The organism is Sphingobacterium siyangense (genome assembly GCF_007830445.1).
GTDB classification, from domain to species: Bacteria; Bacteroidota; Bacteroidia; order Sphingobacteriales; family Sphingobacteriaceae; genus Sphingobacterium; species Sphingobacterium siyangense.
The window spans coordinates 130,262-146,948 of record NZ_VLKR01000002.1; the positions used below are offsets into that span (position 1 = coordinate 130,262).

The window sequence follows — 16,687 nt, forward strand, 5'->3', positions numbered from 1 at the left end:
AAATTTCAATGGATGGAGAGGATCTTTGAAATGAAGCGTGAAATCCAGCAATGTGTGCAAATTATGAATTAATAAATTATAAATATTGTGCTGGTGATTTAAATTGGCTTCTTTTTTGTGGACAAGAGCTGAAATGAAATCAATTATGAAAAGAAATAGAATAACGGGTGTCGTTATACTTGCAGTTGCTTTTTTATTTAATATCCAAGGAGCCTCGGCTCAATTTGGAGGGCTATTGGATAAGGCAAGCAAAGCCGTTGCTTCCAAGGGAAGCAAGGTACTTGGGCTGGATAAACTTTTAAAAGAGCCCGAAGCGATTAGTACAAGTTTTGAAGATGTAAATAGGAAAGGGGAGCAAATGCCAGATTTTCAAAATACGGCTGTTTATAAACCTTTACAAAATTTGCAAAAGAATGGCAATGATGGTTACTTATTGGAGGCTGGACATTTTGAAATGACCAATAAGAGTTATTGCTTGAAAGCGGGTACTTTTGCGCCTTCGAAAGGTGATGGATATATGTATGCACCTACATTAGGCAAGAAGAGAGACGTGGTCATTGCAATTTTGAAAAGCGCTGAAAAGCATCCTGAAGTTGCACAATCAGATATACAGATGCTATTGTGGACGATCATTGCGAAGACAAAATTTATTGATTATTCGGGTCCGGTGAAAGAAACAGCTTTAAAATTGCTTACAGCTGAACAAATTTTACATTTGGAAGGTGGTGCACTCGGCGTTTTGCCATTTGACGTTGTCCAAAAGGCAAAAGACCAGATGCCACCGGCAGTACAGACAATCTTTGAAGCAGAAAATAATATTCGGCAGCTCGTTTCCTCAGGAAACTATTCGTACGCTGATTTTGAACAATATGCGATCTTAGCTGGTATGGCTGAGCCTCGTACGGACGTGCCAAGTGGTATTTGGACGCTTCATCCTGATGGTTATTATGTTCGTTATTATCCAAGTGGTTATGCGGTTACTAAAGTTCAGGTGTATGTCCCTCAAGAACTGATTACAAAGTTGAATGGTAAGAAGCTTGTATACGATGCAACAGATGATATTGCCTGTCCGGCAAATACGGGGTCGCAACGATTAGCACAAACGAATGAACCGATTCGTGATTAATATGTCGAGTCATTGAAAGTTTGATGGGAAGTGAAGGGGATATGGAAGGAAATTTAATGAATAAGGGAGATCTACTGATCTCCCTTATTCATTAAATTTCCTCTTTTGCCTCCTGTATAATATATAAACAATGACAATGATAGCGATGATTGCTAAAATAATGTAATGGGAACCTGAATGTTGGGTTTTATCCTCTGTCGTCTGCGCATATGTAAAATTTGCTACGAAAAGAAGCACCATGAAAATCCACTTCTTGCACATAATAAACGGTTTATTAACTATAGTAGCAAGCTAAGTATTTTTTGCAACAAAGTCAAATTAATTCGGTAAAAAATAAGTTAGATTTTTATGAAATTTTAAGTTATAATGTCTGTTTCTCACATTTGATTCGTTAGGTTCGAAAAATAAAAGGATAGGAGAGGAGCTTTACCACTGATAAAACACAGCTAATTCAGCTTTTTTACATTGGATATAGCTCCGGATATTGTTTAGGGAATTCGGTAAATGGTCCTAAAAATCGTATCTTGTGAACCTTTGTAAGCGTTTTTAGATATTCAAATCATGTCAAAACTTATCAATTTAACTGTCTTTAGAGAGTTCTTAAAATCCAGCTTTGCAGGCGGAATTATACTTTTTTCCTGTGTTATTCTGGCATTGATCGTAGCAAATACATCATTGTATGCCAGTGTAATGGAATTTCTGAACCGGGAAGTAGGCTTTGAGAGCGATCATATTCATTTAAAATATTCGTGGTTGTTGTGGCTCAACGATGGTTTGATGGCGATTTTCTTTTTACTGGTGGGCCTCGAGATAAAACGTGAAATTGTAGAGGGTGAACTCTCATCGCCAAGTAAAGCAATTCTGCCCATTTTGGCTGCGGTTGGTGGAGCACTTTTGCCTGCCATCATTTATTTTGCATTAAATCAGGGAACCGATACTGCAAACGGCTGGGGAATCCCTATGGCAACGGATATTGCATTTGCTTTAGCAGTTATCACGCTTCTGGGAAATAAGGTACCTGCCAGTCTTAAGATCTTTTTGGCTGCGCTAGCGATTGTTGACGACCTACTTGCCATATTGGTTATTGCGATCTTTTATAGCAATGGTATTCATGCGACCTATTTATTTATTGCTTTAGGTATATTTCTGTTTTTGATCGTGTTAAATAAATTGGGCGTTAAAGCGATATGGGCTTACCTGATTCCGGGACTATTTATTTGGTACTTTGTTCACCACTCGGGTATTCATGCAACAATAGCTGGCGTGCTGGTGGCCATGACGCTGCCGACAACACCGGATGCGGAAGAATCTCCCTTGGAAAAACTTGAGCATCTATTGACCAAACCTGTCAATTTCATTATCATTCCTTTGTTTGCATTTGCGAATACGCTTATTCCAATCCATGGGGAAATGATTGGTGGTTTGACTTCAAAATTGGGGATCGGTATTATCCTTGGCCTAATCGCTGGTAAATCAATTGGGATATTTTTGATCTGTTTTATTGCTAAAAAATTGAAGATTGCGCAATTACCGGAAGGGGCTGGCTGGAAACAGATTTTTGGTGTAGGTTTGTTGGGGGGAATCGGTTTCACGATGTCGATCTTCATCTCGATACTATCTTTTGATGATAGCATGCTGATTGAAGAAGCAAAGTTCGCGGTTCTGATCGCTTCTTTATGCGCTGGCTTGCTAGGCTATGTTGTTTTGAGCGCAGTGTCAGCCGCAAAGAAAACAGAGGTTATTGATTAGATTTTGAATAGATAGCAGTCGTATGCTTGGCTTACAGGAATATGTAGGACAGTTGTTTTTGGTCAAATTTATTTCTGATTCTCTCATGGATTAATCCTATCTGGACATCTATTTGAAAGCGGATAACGAGCTATAGGTATTAATTTTAGACTTTTATGAATTAGATTTAGTAATTTAGGGCACAACAATAAAAACAATACGTTGAGATTTGATGAATTTGGCTTTGTTCCAGCTTTGGAAGAAGGTTTAGAAAGTATGATGTTTGAGGAGGCTACGCCGATCCAAGAACAGACCATCCCGATTATTAAAGAGGGAAAAGATATGATTGCCTGTGCACAGACAGGTACAGGTAAAACAGCAGCTTATATGTTGCCGATCCTCGATGCAATAGCACGGAATTCAAGGGAATCTATCCTCGCTATTATCCTTGTTCCGACCCGGGAACTTGCTATGCAAATTGACCAGCAGATTATGGGCATGTCTTATTATACGGGTGCAACATCCATAGCCATTTATGGTGGTGGTGATGGTATGGGGTATGAACAGCAAAAACGGGCCATACGAGAGGGGGTAAATATTATTGTTGCTACGCCGGGAAGGTTGATAAGCCATCTTACCTCCATGAAGATTGATCTCTCTCATTTAAAGCACTTTGTTTTGGATGAAGCCGATAGTATGCTGGATATGGGATTTCAAGACGATATTTTACGTATTGTAAGTTATCTACCGAAGAAAAAGCAGATGCTTTTGTTTTCGGCGACGATGCCGATGAAGATCAGGTCTTTTGCCCGAAAAATTCTGCAAGAGCCTGTGGAAGTCAATATTGCCATTTCTAAACCTTCGGAAGGGATAGATCAACGTGTATATCTTGCCTATGATCAACAGAAAATGGAGCTTCTGAAGAATATACTGAAGGATCCCAACTATGTATCTGTTATTATTTTTGCATCCCAAAAAACTACAGTCAAACTTCTCGCTCAGGAATTACAGAAGCAGGGGATTGATGCGGAAGGTTTCCATTCGGATCTCGAGCAGTCGAAACGGGAAGATATCATGGCTAGATTCCGGTCTCGTCAGGTACGGGTACTGGTAGGGACAGATGTGATATCTCGCGGTATCGATGTGGTGGGGATCAGTTTGGTCGTTAATTACGATGTTCCACCGGATCCGGAAGACTACGTACACCGTATTGGACGTACTGCGCGGGCAGCAACTACAGGAACAGCCATTACCTTTGTCAATGAGAAAGACCAAAACCGTTTCGCTCAGATCGAGAATTTAATAGGTTATCCGATTGAACAACTTCCATTGCCAGAGGGGTTTGAAGCGGGACCTACTTATAATCCTGCCAAAAAGAATCCACAGCATAAGAAGAAGCGTTTCAATAGGAATAAAAATAAAAACTATCAGAAAGCTAAAAGAGCCTGATTTTAAAATACAAAGCCCCCATATGAGAAAAATATGGGGGCTTTGTATTTGAGTATATACTGTATTCAACTTTTATTCAACAGTCCATACGGCCAATTCATATCCGTCAGGATCCTGGAACTGGAATCTTTTTCCTCCGGGAAAGCTAAAAATATCTTTTAATATAGTCCCGCCAGCACGGATAACCTGATCACGCGTAGCCTGCAGATCGTCGGCATAGATAACGACGAGAATACTGCCATTTCTGGGGTCACCAAGTGTAAAACCACCATCAACATATTTTCCGCCAAAAGCCGTATATGCTGGTCCGTAATCCGTAAACTCCCAACCGAAACTCGTTGAGTAGAATGCTTTGGCACGTTCAAGGTCGCTTGATACAAACTCAAGGTATTGGATCTGCTGATTGACAAATTTGTTTTCTGTACTGCTATTGCTCATAACGGAACTATCTATTTAATGTATATATAATAAATTGCTTGACCGGTTGTGCCGGTTTTGGAATTAAAACCCGAACCGTTTCATAAATATAAGGCTTTGTTGAAAATGACACACATTTTTCTTTTCAACATGTTTTTTGGGGGCTACCTGTTTATCGGGGCTACCTGCTTGGCACAAGGAGGAAACAATATTCATTTCCCAATCTTCGTTAGACTGGGAAATGAATGGAGGTTGTTAAGCGCTCTTTTTACTACTGATCCAATACTGCAATAACACAGATGAAACAACCAAAAACAGTCCAACATAGAAGGATAGGTTTAATTCTCTTGCTTCATTAAGAAGTAAAAATGCAATCAAAATAGCATATACTGGCTCAAGATTTAAGCTTAAGTTCAATGTAAATGCTGATATCTTCTTTAAGATTTCTGTAAATGCGAGATAGACTCCCACAGTGCAACATAAAGATAGGATGATCAGATAGAAAATATCCAGGGCATCGGGAATGAAAGTGCTGATTGGATAGTGCTGAATGTAAAAAGGAAGTAGACATGCCAGCCCTATTGTTCCACCGATCATTTGATAATAGTTAATGCATATTGCGTTGTACTTTTTGGTCAATTTTTCATTGTGAACCGCATAGAGTGAGGCAAAAGCCGGAGAAATTATCCCTAAGACTATGCCAAGCTGGTGTGAGGTATCGAAGTGAAATATCAGTGCTATCCCACACAACGTAAGTCCACTCAACAGAAGTTCAGACAATCTGAATTTCGTTTTATTGATCATCGGTGCAAAAATAGCGGTGAAAAAACTTGCCATACAGTAGCAGATCACGCCGATGGAAATGTTTGAATATTTGATGCTAGCATAGAATAATAGCCAGGATGCTGTCAATAGTAGCCCATTTTTTGCAATATGTAGTTTCTCTTTGAACGTAAAATCGGTAGGTATTTTATACCATTTTAGAATAAAAAATAGGATAACGGCAGCTAAAAATACACGGTACCATGTGAGTATCCCCTCGTTGAGTGAAATCGCTTTTCCAAATACGCCAGATAGTCCCAGGCACAGCACAGCAAGGTGCAGCATGAAATATGAATGTTTCATAAGAAATTGTCTTCCGGTTCCGTCCATGAAGGACGAAAGGTGTTAAATAATAAAATTGATCGTAAATAAGAAGCACAGCAAATCGGTCCATTTCTGGTATTGGGCTTCAGTAATATAGAGAAAAAATATTACGCTATTGGAGGGGGAAGACAACTCGTTCTATTCATCATATTTGTATTTACCCGAAGATAGGAAATTTTGGGCGCAGCTGCAAAAAAGGAATGAAAAAGCCCCTAGAAAGTCTTTGGTTCTAGGGGCATATATTTAGTCAGTTGCCTTTATTTTGTGATTCTATGGCGTATTTGGCGGTAAAGTATCTGTTCCGCCACCCAGTGCACGATAAAGATCTATAGCTGCGTTGAGCTTTTCCCGTTTTACTGTAATACGTTCCAAATCATTTTGGAGCGCATTGTTTTGGGCAGTTATCACTTCCAAATAGTTTGCCATCCCACTTTTATAAAGTAAGGCTGCATCAGCGGTGGCTTTGGCGAGGGCATTTGATTTGGCGTGGATAAGTTGCAGGCGCTGTTCCGTATGTTTGATTTTTGCCAAGGCATCAGAAACTTCTGAAACTGCAACCATAACCGACTGTTTAAACTTCAATGCTATCTTTTCGCGTTCGATGACTGATATCTCATAGTTTGTTTTTAAAGCACCTTTCTGGAAAATTGGCTGTGCAATATTCCCCGCTATTGTTTTCACAATCGAACCCGGTAGATCAAACCATTTGTTAAATTGAATGGAGTTTGTACCAATGGATGGTGTCAAGCTTAGGGAAGGGTACATCGCCGCTTTGGCGAGTCCCATTCTGCTTGTGGCAGCCACAACCGCGTATTCAGCTGCTCTGACATCTGGTCTGCGGCTCAAGAGTTCGGCCGGCACCCCTGTAGCAAGTCCGTCTCCAACAATCGTATCATCTAAACTTGCTGTACGTTGAATGCCCTGAGGGAAACTTCCGCAAAGAATGCTCAGTGCATTTTCTTCTACAGCCATGTTTTGATGGGCTAGGGGAATCAACAATTCAGCAGTTTTCTTCTGAGCTTCGGCTTGCTCCACGGCAAGCGAACTGACCAGTGATGAGTTGTATTGCAAACGTATCATATTCAGTGTGCTGTCGCTCAATTGAACATTTCTTTGTGCAATCTTAAGCTGCTCATCCAAAGCAATCAGATTATAATAGGACTGGATGACCTGTACAATAACCCGGGTTTTCAGAGCCGATAAATTTTCCTTTTGGCCAAAAAAATTGGCCATAGATTCCTCTTTTTGCATTTTTACCTTTCCCCAGATATCGGCTTCCCAAGACAATCTGAGCGTGGCACTATAATCGTCCATATAAGGTGTCCCGATAAATTGGTCACTCAGCGAGCCATTCAAGGAGTTGCTCGATAACCAGGTTCTATTCGCTCCAACGCTTAAATCAGCTGTTGGCAGTAACCCTTTCTTAGACTGCTTGTACGCGAGTTCCAATTGTTGCATGTTGAGGAGTGCAACATTGACGTCTGTATTGTTGGATAATGCCTTCTCAATGAGTGAGGTCAACAAGGGATCCTGTACAAAGTTACGCCAGGATAGTTGTAGCGTATCAGATGTTACGACAACCTCGCTGTTTTTGAAATTTTCGGGCATTGCTATCTCCTGACGTGTGTATTTTTTCCCCACGCTGCATGCGGACAACAACAGGGTAGTGCTTGCAAAAATTGTTATATAGTGATGAAATCTTTTCATTTTAATCGTTTGTATTGTGTACTGTATTGTCCGTAAGCTTTTTACCCGAAACTTTTTCTTGCAAATATTGGAACACCAGGTACAGTAATGGTATAATAATTACCCCAAGGATAACACCGCTTAACATACCCATTGCTGCTCCGGTACTGATGGAATGGTTACCTGTAGCCGTTCCGCCGGTCGCAAACATCAAGGGGACCATACCCGCAATGAAAGCCAATGAAGTCATCAAGATTGGGCGTAGACGAGCTCTTGCGCCTTCTAAAGCCGAATCAATGAGTGAGGAGCCTGCTCTTCTCCGCTGTAAAGCAAATTCAACAATCAAAATGGCATTTTTTGCCAAAAGACCGATGAGCATGATCAAGCCGACCTGGACGTAGATATTGTTGTCCAATCCAATGGCACGTGTTCCTAGGAAAGAACCGATCATACCTGTTGGGATTGATAACAGGACGGCAAGGGGCAATAAATAACTTTCATACTGTGCTGATAGTAAGAAATATACAAATAGTAAGCTTAATGCTAGGATAAGCACAGTCTGATTGCCCGAAGACTTCTCTTCCAAGCTAAGTCCCGTCCATTCGTAGCTATAGTCTCCCGGTAATTTGGTCAATACATTTTTCTCCAATGTTTCCATGATCGCACCATTACTGATACCAGGTGTACTAACCACGTTTATCGTGAGTGAATTGTATAAATTATAACGAGTTACCGACTCAGGACCATAAACTTTACGAAGTGTAACCAAAGTGTTCACCGGAACCATTTGGCCAAGATTATTCTTGACAAATATTTCGTTGAAGGCTTCTTTATCGGTTCTATAGATGCCATCCGCTTTAACTGCTATCCGATAGAATTTACCGAAACGATTGAAATTCAATGATTGGTCACCCGCAAAGTAAGTTTGAACGGACGAAAGCATTTCACTGACATCTACGCCAAGTTGGGCAGCTTTGTCTTCATCTACTTCTAACTCCATCTGTGGATAATCTGCTCTGAACATGGTATAAGCAAACTGCACCCCGGGTTGTTTCATAATCTGCGCAATAACGGAGTCGGACATTGCTTTGAGCTCTACCGGCGATTTACCAGCCCTGTCCTGCAAAACGAGTTCCGCGCCATTCATCATACCATAACCATCAACAGGAGGGGAGCGGAAGGCCATAGCGTTACCTTCTTTGACACTGGATAATTTTTGCGAGATCACTTGGTGAATCTGATCGATATCGTTCATCTCACCACGTTTCTTTTTATCTTTCAGGCGTATAAATCCTGTTGCATAGGCTGCGCTGGAGTTGTTACCGATCATATTGAATCCAGTAATACTTGTATGGCTTTCAATAGAAGGGATATCGGCAAGTAGTTTTTCGATTTTTTCTACTGCTTTTGTGGTTCGATCAAGTCCCGTTCCTGGGGGCATTTCCAAACTGTATACAACAAAGTTATCATCCTCCATTGGTACAAAACTTTTGGAAGTGCTTGTCATGAGGTATCCGGCAACGCCAATTGTCGCTAGGATCAAAAGTGCCGAAATCCATTTTTTCTTTGCCAGGAATTTTAATGAACCAACGTATCGGTTGGTCATGTTTTCGAAGCCAGCATTAAACGCTTTGAAAAAACGTTGAGAAAATCCTGTTTTTGGGCTCAGCCCATCGTGATTTTCGGCGTGCGTATTTTTAAGCAATAATGCGCAGAGTGCTGGTGTTAAAGTCAAGGCATTGATCGCAGAGATCACAATGGCGATAACAAGGGTATAGGCAAACTGTTTATAAAACATGCCCGATGAACCTGTCATAAATCCAATGGGAATAAAAACTGCACACATAACCAAGGTAATGGAGATTACAGCTCCTGTGATTTCACTCATGGCACTATGGGTAGCCTGCTTGCCGGTTAAGTTGGAAGTCTCCATCTTTCCGTGTACTGCTTCGACAACGACAATTGCATCATCGACAACGATACCAATGGCGAGTACTAAGGCAAATAACGTCAATATATTGATGGTAAAGCCAAACACCAGCAGGAAGAAGAACGTACCTACGATAGCTACTGGTACTGCGATTGCTGGAATAATAGTCGACCGTATATCCTGTAGGAACAAAAATACAACGAGGAAAACCAATATGAAGGCTTCAATCAATGTCGAACGTACTTGTGCCGTACTTTCATCCAAGCGTTCTTTGGTACTGATCAATTTAAAAATCTTGATCCCAGGAGGGAAAGAGCGTTGCGCTATTTCAATCTGTTTGTCGATTCCGATTTCAATTTCATTGGCGTTGGAGCCTGATGTCTGGAATATACCAATGGTAACGGTATTGAGGCCATTATTTTGCGAATTACCACTATAACTAATTGAGCCAAACTCGATACGTGCCACATCCTTTAAGCGTACGATCTGAACGTTATTGTTTTTGACGATAATGTTTTCATACTGTTCAGGAAGGTTCTTTTTCCCTTTATAGCGTATGACATATTCCAGTGGTGCTTTTGATTCTTCCCCTAATTTTCCAGGTGCAGATTCCAAACTTTGTTTGGAAATTGCAGCAATGACTTCTTGTGGCACAAGTCCATAACTCGCCATTTTTTGCGGATTCAACCATACACGCATCGAATAGTCTTTGGAACCGAATACCATGGCCTGACCTACCCCAGGTACACGCTTGATCTGCGGGATCAAGTTGATGTTCACATAATTCTGTAAAAATAGTTCATCATATTTTTTATTATCTTCTGTATAGATATTAAATATCATGATCATACTATTTTGTTGCTTGGAGGTCGTTAATCCCATTCGGACAACTTCCTGTGGCAGGATAGGAGTAGCCTGTTGTACTCTGTTTTGCACATTTACGGCTGCCTGATCTGGATTTACACCTGCTTTAAAGACAATGCGTACAGAGAATGTACCGTCATTACTTGCAGTAGATGTAATGTACTCCATGTCCTCCACACCATTGATTTGCTCTTCAAGGGGTGTAACAACTGACCTCAATACTGTTTCGCTATTTCCTCCGGGATAGCTTCCGGTAACTTGAACCGTGGGCGGGGCGATATCCGGGAATCGCGTTTGAGGCAACCTAAAAAGACCGATGACCCCCAGTATGACAAATATGATAGATATAACAGTTGCCAAAACTGGCCTGTCAATAAATTTCTTTAACATTTTAGTTTAAATTTTATAAAGCTTTTAGTATCGTTTTTTTTTCAAAAGTGAATACTGAATGTATAGCCTTGTTGCCTTTCTTTGAGCAGTTCAGCTTTTGCTATACCTGCTATTCTTGTTACATGGTGGATTTTTTAGTCGGTTGAACTTGCATTCCATCATTAAGCATGTCAATTCTATTCATAACGATTTTTTCACCAGCTGTGAGTCCCGATTTTAGTAAATAGGCGTTAGCTGTATTACCTGCAATTTCAATCTGTTTCATGGAAATTTTATTTTTCTCACCAATAACATAAACGAAATAGCGGTCTTGAATATCCTTTACAGCGGCCATAGGTACCAACAATACGTTTTCATGCGCTTTTTTCAAGATTACTTTTGCTGAGCCACCCGAACGGAGAATTTTTTCGGGATTGATGAAACTTGCTTTAAGTGCCATGCTTCCTGTTGTTCTGTCGATGTTACCACTAGCTAACTCTACTTTCCCCGAATGGTTGTATGCTGTTCCATCAGCCAGTAATAGCGTTGCTTGTTGATTGGATGTTTTGTTATTATGATCTTTGATAAAGGCTATAAAATCGGCCTCACTCAATGAAAAATATACATTTACGGTATTGATTTCAGATAGCGTTGTTAAAGGTGTCGCATCTGCTGCGGTAATTAAATTTCCGATCCGATTAGGAATACGGCCGATATAACCACTCACTGGCGCATTGATCAACGTAAATTTGGCATTTATTTGAGATGAACCGAGTGCAGCTTGTGCTTGCGCTACCTGCGCTTTAGCTGCGGCATAATTGGCCTCTGCAGTTTTTAACTGTAATTCGGTATACACTTTACCCTCAACAAGTGGTTTGATTTTTTCAATCTCCAATTTCGCGTTTTGTTCTGCCGATAAAGCAGCTTGGTAAGCTGCCTTGCTGTTGTTTACTTGTTCGTTGTAGACATCAGCTTTTATTTTGAAAAGGGGTTGACCCTGGGATACATAGTCTCCTTCTTTGACATAAATCTGCTCGAGATACCCCGTTACCTGCGCTTTGACATCGACGTTGACGGTCCCCTCTAATGTACCAGGATATTTTTTTTCGGTCTCCGCGTGGGTAGGAGATAATTCGATAAAGTCAACAGTAACTGCCTGCTCTTGCGGTTGTTCTTGGTTGCCTCCACAGGACGATAATAATGCTGCTGCTGTAATAAGTGTAAGGAAAGGTTTTAAAGTCATCGTTCTTTGTGCCATTTTATCATTTTATAATGAAACAAAGAAAAGAATTCTTTTAAGCCATAAGGCAAAGAAATCTACCGAGACGTTACAATTGCTTACTGAAACGTATCAGTGATGATCTGAATTTTACGATATTAAATGATCCGATCCAATTGTGTTGGAGATATTGGTCTTACCGATTGACATCCCCTTCTTCATCGCGAAAAACTTACTTTACCTTTCTGACGAAAAAAGGAGTAAGCGGATCAGTTTTAATATTAATAGTCTAACCAATTTTTTAGCAGTTGAGCCTTTTCTCTGCTCACAAGGATTTCCACTTGATCGTTATTTTTAATTTCTATTTTTAGTTTTCCGTTGAAGTGGTTATGTAATCTTTTGATCGCATCTATATGCACAATGAATTGCCTGTTGGCGCGAAAAAATACTTTTGGATTTAATTGCTGTTCGAGTTCTTCCATTGTTTGAGGGACAATTTCGACAGTGCCACATTTGAGTTGCGCATGGGTAAGTTTAAATTCGGAGTAGAAGTATAATATCTCTTCAACAAGAACGGTTTTATAGCCGTCTTTGAATGGAATTAGAAAGCGTGAGCGAAAATCTTTCGGATAGATAAAATCCAATAAACCTTGAAGCGGTTGTTGGTGGATCTGGAGATCTTTTTGATAGTCAAGTTTTTGGATGGCGTTTTCCAGCTCTGTTTTTTCTACAGGCTTAAGCAAATAATCTATGCTATTGAATTTAAAGGCCCTCACAGCGTATTCGTCAAATGCTGTTGTAAATATGATTGGGCAATCTATTTTTATAGTCTCTAATATTTCAAAGCTTAAACCATCGGATAGACGAATATCCATCATCACGAGGTCGGGAAGTTCATTGCCATTGAACCAGTTGATGCTATCAGCGATATTATCCAGCACATCTAAAATAACGATGGATGGCTTTATTTCCTTCAAAAGTCGTTTTAAACGATCGGCATTGAGTTTTTCGTCCTCGATGATTAATACTTTGGTTATATTCATTATGCTTGCGCTAAAAGTGGGAGGATAACGTTAAATGTTTTGCCATCATTCTTTATTTGCAGTTTTAAGTTGGATAGCAAATCGTATCTCTTAATGATGTTTGAAATCCCGATTCCCGATGATTCGGATACATTCTCAATAGGGATTAATATATTTTCAACAACAAGTTGATTCTGGGAGTTGGTGTATACCTTTATTTTCAGCGGTTTTTTCTTATTTGTCTGATTATGCTTTAATGCATTTTCTACCAATAATTGTAAGGTAAGGGGAGGTAATTGGCAATTGCGTTTGGCGGGATTGACGTTTATTTCGAAGTTTACGCCATCGCCAAATCGGTTTTTGATGAGAAATATGTATGAATTTAGAAAGTTGAGTTCTTCGTCGAGTGAGATAATGTCCTTTTTGGAATTGACAAGAAGGTAGCGATATATTTTGGAGAAGTTTTCTGCATATTCATAGCCTAATTGTTGGTCTTCGAGGATGATTTCTGAGAGCACGCTCAGGTTATTAAAGACAAAATGGGGGTCGATCTGTAATTTTAACGATTGAAGTTCTGTTTCAAGAATGACCTGATCGAGCTTTGCCGCACGCATGGACTCATTTTTCCAGTTAGTGATCAAATGACTACCAATATTGATCCCCATTATCATGAGCGCAATCAATACACTGATTGTAATGTTTTGAATCATCCCCCTTTTTTCCTCCAAAGATGGGGCTATAGTAACATTTTGAGGTCCAAAATAATATTTTGAAATCAGGTACTCCAGCAGTAAATTGATAAAGAGTACTGCAAAAAGGTTGATGACGGTTTCAAGTAGAAGTCGCTCTGTCGGACTATCTTTCCAAGTTAAGAACTTATTAAGCTTGTCATGGACAATGATACTAAATTCGGAAATGATAAAGCTGTAAATGATCGTAAATGTCCATTCACCGAGTATTTCGAACATATTCCGTTTAAAATAGCCATCCCAGCAACTCGAGAAAGGATCAATAATATAGGCGACGAGATAAATAAGCAGAAAGGACAGAAAGGTAAATATCAGCCTTTTTTTATTTGTACTAATTAGAGTCTTATCGTTTTTATAGATCGCTATATCCTGCATTCTTTTAACTTATATGTATCGGTGAAATCTATGCAAATTTCGTAATTCCTTTTAGTATTGGACGACAAATTTCTGCTGAAGCGTATAAAGCCCCGACTGAAATATCAATTTGATGTACTCAGACGTATATTGACGAAGGCCGATAGATTATCTTGCCTTGGCATATCAGAATATAATTTTTTATGAAATTCGGATGTTCTGTTTTTTTTAATGGGTTGTAAATCTTGTTGTTATTGTTTTTTTTGTGATCTGTTGATATAACAGTGTAAAAGAATGACTCTGGTTAAGGGGCTCGTTTTTAGCTATAAACAGAAAGGCTTGACATCGTTTCGTCAAGCCTTTCTGTTTTACTGAAGTAACTATTTTTTCGATGTGTTATCGTGTAAATTATTTTGGCTCTTGATGCGTTGTTGGTGTATGGATAATATCGAAATAGATTGTTTTGTCATTCGCGTTTGGATAAACTCTATACGTGAATTCTTTCTTCGTTAATACAGTAATATCAACCACACGAGTAAACAATGTTTCACCAGCAGCATTTTTAGCAACAATTGTTCTCGTTTTACCATCTGCAGATACGGTCCAGTCGCCGTGCATTTTGGGAGAATTGTCAAGATTGAACATTGTAAATGTACCGTCAGATTTGAAATAAGCAAATCCTACAAAATTTGACACGTTAGCATCTGTTAACACTACACTTTCTCCTTTATTATTCTTTGCGTTTGTTGTTTCCCAGGGTGTACTGGCCAATATTTCGCTTGGTGTAAGCTGTGGCTCAACAACAGTTTCGTCATCTTTACTGCAGCTCATCGCTACTAATGTGCTTAAGGCGATACATACCGCTAATACAATTTTTTTTAAATCTCTCATTTTATAAAATTTATATGATGTCACAAAAATAATCGCATTGTTTCAGCTGCATTTGTCTCTTTTATTCCAAGGTTTGAAGGATTTATAAATTGAATGAGATCGCGTTGTACAAGAAGGTTAAACAAAAGAAAAAGCTTGCTTTTAATTTGCTTTGAAGTATGCTTTACATGGAAACAAATTAAAGGTGATGGAAGAATGCGCTTCGGATAAAAATAAAACAGGGGACCCGAAAGCCCCCCATCTACCAGATATGTATAATAAAATTAGAAAATTGCTTTTTTTACAGCATTAATTGTTGCTCCATCCACCACCTAATGAACGATACAGGTCAACAACTGCAGAAAGCTCCGCTTTTTTTACCTGAGCAAGTTCGAGCTCACTTTGCAAGATATTGCTTTGTGCTGTAATTACTTCCAAGTAAGTGGCCATTCCTGTTTCAAATAAAAGATTGGCGTGCTTCGTTGCTTCCTTTAGACGTGTCGTTCTATCCAAAGTAATCTTTTGTTTTTCTTTCAATTTTTGAATTGAAATTAAAGCATCGGAAACTTCTCCAGCTGCTGAGATTACTTTTTGCTTGAAGATCAGTACGTTCTTTTCTTGTTCGACACGTGCCAGTTCATATTGAGTTTTCAATTCCTTCCGCTGTAAAATTGGCTGCGTAATACTTCCTGTAATTGCCCCAAATAATGAAGCCGGTAAGTTGAACCAATTGCTTGCCTTGAATGCATTTACTCCTGCTTCGGCGCTAATAACCAAGGAAGGATACATGCGTGCCTTTGCGTATTGTTGATAAGCTTGTGAAGCTGTAATAGCCAGTTCAGCTTGTTTTACATCCGGACGATGACTTAACAAATCGGCTGGGACGCCAGTTGCTAATTCTTCGGGGAATTGAATATTCGACAATTTCTCCCCTATTTTAATTTCCTGCGGGAGTTTTCCGCTAAGAATCTGAATGGCATTTTCCTGAATACGGATCTGTTGTTCAAAGTCTGGGATCAAGGCAGCTGCAGACAATCGCTGCGCATCGACCTGTTCCAACGCAAGCAGCGTAATGTCACCAACTTCATATTGTTGCTGGACAATGCGTAAAGTTGTATCGCTCAATTGCAAGTTTTGTTTGGCGATATCACGCAATTGATAAAGCATCAGTAGTTGATAATAACCTTGTGCAACTTGTGCAATTAATTGGGTTTGAATTACTTTTTTCGCTTCTTCTGTCTGTAGATAGGAAGCTAAAGCAGCGATATTTTGGTTTTTGATTTTACCCCATATGTCGGCCTCCCAGGATAAACCTAAGGATGCCGTATAATCTTCCACATGGTGTTGGCCTAAAAACTGCCCCAGGCTCAATCCATTCATACTATTATTGGATGGGTTGGTACTATTTCCGCGGATCTGTAGTTGGGCCGTGGGAAGATAGTTTGCTTTTGCTTGTTTCAGGCTCAGTTGAGACGCTTCTATATTTTTTAGTGCCAGTTGCATATCTAAGTTATGTTGTATAGCACTATCGATCAAGGTTTGTAAGACTTGATCCTTAAAAAAATCACGCCATGGAATAGAACCTATGCTAGTTTCCTGCGGAGCTTTAGCCTGGTCGCGGTACTGTTCGGGTAAGTTGGGGGCAAGGTGTTGATTGCTGACCAACTTATCTGTTTTGCAAGACCATGCGACAAAGGATAAGATGAAAACCGTCAGTAATTTTGATTTACTATTCATATATTTAAATGCTGTCATGAT

General features: G+C 39.7%; 12 protein-coding genes. 3 read left to right on the forward strand and 9 right to left on the reverse strand.

Annotation, left to right across the window (positions count from 1 at the left end):
- Positions 1 to 145 precede the first annotated feature (145 nt).
- The 3 genes from IQ31_RS02880 (at position 146) to IQ31_RS02890 (ending at position 4,303) form a co-directional block, all read left to right on the forward strand.
- A complete protein-coding gene (locus tag IQ31_RS02880) occupies positions 146 to 1,126 on the forward strand; it encodes a hypothetical protein (protein ID WP_145327053.1) in 981 nt (326 codons plus the stop codon).
- A 561-nt stretch (positions 1,127 to 1,687) separates the two neighbouring features.
- On the forward strand, positions 1,688 to 2,875 hold the full coding sequence (nhaA, locus tag IQ31_RS02885; RefSeq protein ID WP_145327054.1) for a Na+/H+ antiporter NhaA: 1,188 nt from the start codon (positions 1,688 to 1,690) through the stop codon (positions 2,873 to 2,875).
- A gap of 201 nt (positions 2,876 to 3,076) precedes the next feature.
- A complete protein-coding gene (locus tag IQ31_RS02890) occupies positions 3,077 to 4,303 on the forward strand; it encodes a DEAD/DEAH box helicase (RefSeq protein ID WP_046674542.1) in 1,227 nt (408 codons plus the stop codon).
- Positions 4,304 to 4,375: 72 nt separating this feature from the next.
- Here the strand turns inward: IQ31_RS02890 and IQ31_RS02895 are convergent, their stop codons facing one another.
- The 9 genes from IQ31_RS02895 to IQ31_RS02935 form a co-directional block, all read right to left on the reverse strand.
- On the reverse strand, positions 4,376 to 4,741 hold the full coding sequence (locus IQ31_RS02895) for a VOC family protein (protein ID WP_046674543.1): 366 nt from the start codon (positions 4,739 to 4,741) through the stop codon (positions 4,376 to 4,378).
- Positions 4,742 to 4,975: 234 nt separating this feature from the next.
- Positions 4,976 to 5,845: a DMT family transporter gene (locus tag IQ31_RS02900; protein WP_145327055.1), complete on the reverse strand. Its 870-nt coding sequence runs from the start codon at positions 5,843 to 5,845 to the stop codon at positions 4,976 to 4,978.
- Between the two features lie 291 nt (positions 5,846 to 6,136).
- Entirely contained in the window at positions 6,137 to 7,573 is a 1,437-nt protein-coding gene (locus tag IQ31_RS02905; protein ID WP_145327056.1) for an efflux transporter outer membrane subunit, read from the reverse strand.
- A gap of 1 nt (position 7,574) precedes the next feature.
- Positions 7,575 to 10,736, reverse strand: a complete 3,162-nt coding sequence (locus IQ31_RS02910; RefSeq protein WP_145327057.1) for an efflux RND transporter permease subunit — start codon at positions 10,734 to 10,736, stop codon at positions 7,575 to 7,577.
- Positions 10,737 to 10,854: 118 nt separating this feature from the next.
- Positions 10,855 to 11,973, reverse strand: coding sequence for an efflux RND transporter periplasmic adaptor subunit (locus IQ31_RS02915; protein ID WP_088162107.1), 1,119 nt, complete (start codon positions 11,971 to 11,973; stop codon positions 10,855 to 10,857).
- Positions 11,974 to 12,215: 242 nt separating this feature from the next.
- Positions 12,216 to 12,977, reverse strand: coding sequence for a LytR/AlgR family response regulator transcription factor (locus IQ31_RS02920; RefSeq protein WP_145327058.1), 762 nt, complete (start codon positions 12,975 to 12,977; stop codon positions 12,216 to 12,218).
- Positions 12,977 to 14,080 carry a sensor histidine kinase gene (locus IQ31_RS02925; protein ID WP_088162106.1) on the reverse strand — a complete coding sequence of 368 codons (1,104 nt, stop codon included), beginning with the start codon at positions 14,078 to 14,080 and terminating at the stop codon, positions 12,977 to 12,979. The genes IQ31_RS02920 and IQ31_RS02925 overlap by 1 nt, the downstream gene beginning before the upstream one ends.
- Positions 14,081 to 14,467: 387 nt before the next feature.
- A complete protein-coding gene (locus IQ31_RS02930; RefSeq protein ID WP_145327059.1) occupies positions 14,468 to 14,950 on the reverse strand; it encodes a DUF4822 domain-containing protein in 483 nt (160 codons plus the stop codon).
- 288 nt (positions 14,951 to 15,238) lie between these two features.
- Positions 15,239 to 16,666 carry an efflux transporter outer membrane subunit gene (locus IQ31_RS02935; RefSeq protein ID WP_145327060.1) on the reverse strand — a complete coding sequence of 476 codons (1,428 nt, stop codon included), beginning with the start codon at positions 16,664 to 16,666 and terminating at the stop codon, positions 15,239 to 15,241.
- Positions 16,667 to 16,687: the final 21 nt, after the last annotated feature.

Excerpts from the sequence above, each read along its gene's own strand:
- IQ31_RS02935 (WP_145327060.1), bottom strand. The coding sequence starts at position 16,666 with ATGAATAGTAAATCAAAATTACTGACGGTTTTCATCTTATCCTTTGTC.
- IQ31_RS02905 (WP_145327056.1), bottom strand. The coding sequence starts at position 7,573 with ATGAAAAGATTTCATCACTATATAACAATTTTTGCAAGCACTACCCTG.
- IQ31_RS02910 (WP_145327057.1), bottom strand. The coding sequence starts at position 10,736 with ATGTTAAAGAAATTTATTGACAGGCCAGTTTTGGCAACTGTTATATCT.
- IQ31_RS02880 (WP_145327053.1), top strand. The coding sequence starts at position 146 with ATGAAAAGAAATAGAATAACGGGTGTCGTTATACTTGCAGTTGCTTTT.
- IQ31_RS02920 (WP_145327058.1), bottom strand. The coding sequence starts at position 12,977 with ATGAATATAACCAAAGTATTAATCATCGAGGACGAAAAACTCAATGCC.
- IQ31_RS02900 (WP_145327055.1), bottom strand. The coding sequence starts at position 5,845 with ATGAAACATTCATATTTCATGCTGCACCTTGCTGTGCTGTGCCTGGGA.
- IQ31_RS02915 (WP_088162107.1), bottom strand. The coding sequence starts at position 11,973 with ATGGCACAAAGAACGATGACTTTAAAACCTTTCCTTACACTTATTACA.
- IQ31_RS02925 (WP_088162106.1), bottom strand. The coding sequence starts at position 14,080 with ATGCAGGATATAGCGATCTATAAAAACGATAAGACTCTAATTAGTACA.
- IQ31_RS02895 (WP_046674543.1), bottom strand. The coding sequence starts at position 4,741 with ATGAGCAATAGCAGTACAGAAAACAAATTTGTCAATCAGCAGATCCAA.
- IQ31_RS02930 (WP_145327059.1), bottom strand. The coding sequence starts at position 14,950 with ATGAGAGATTTAAAAAAAATTGTATTAGCGGTATGTATCGCCTTAAGC.
- nhaA (WP_145327054.1), top strand. The coding sequence starts at position 1,688 with ATGTCAAAACTTATCAATTTAACTGTCTTTAGAGAGTTCTTAAAATCC.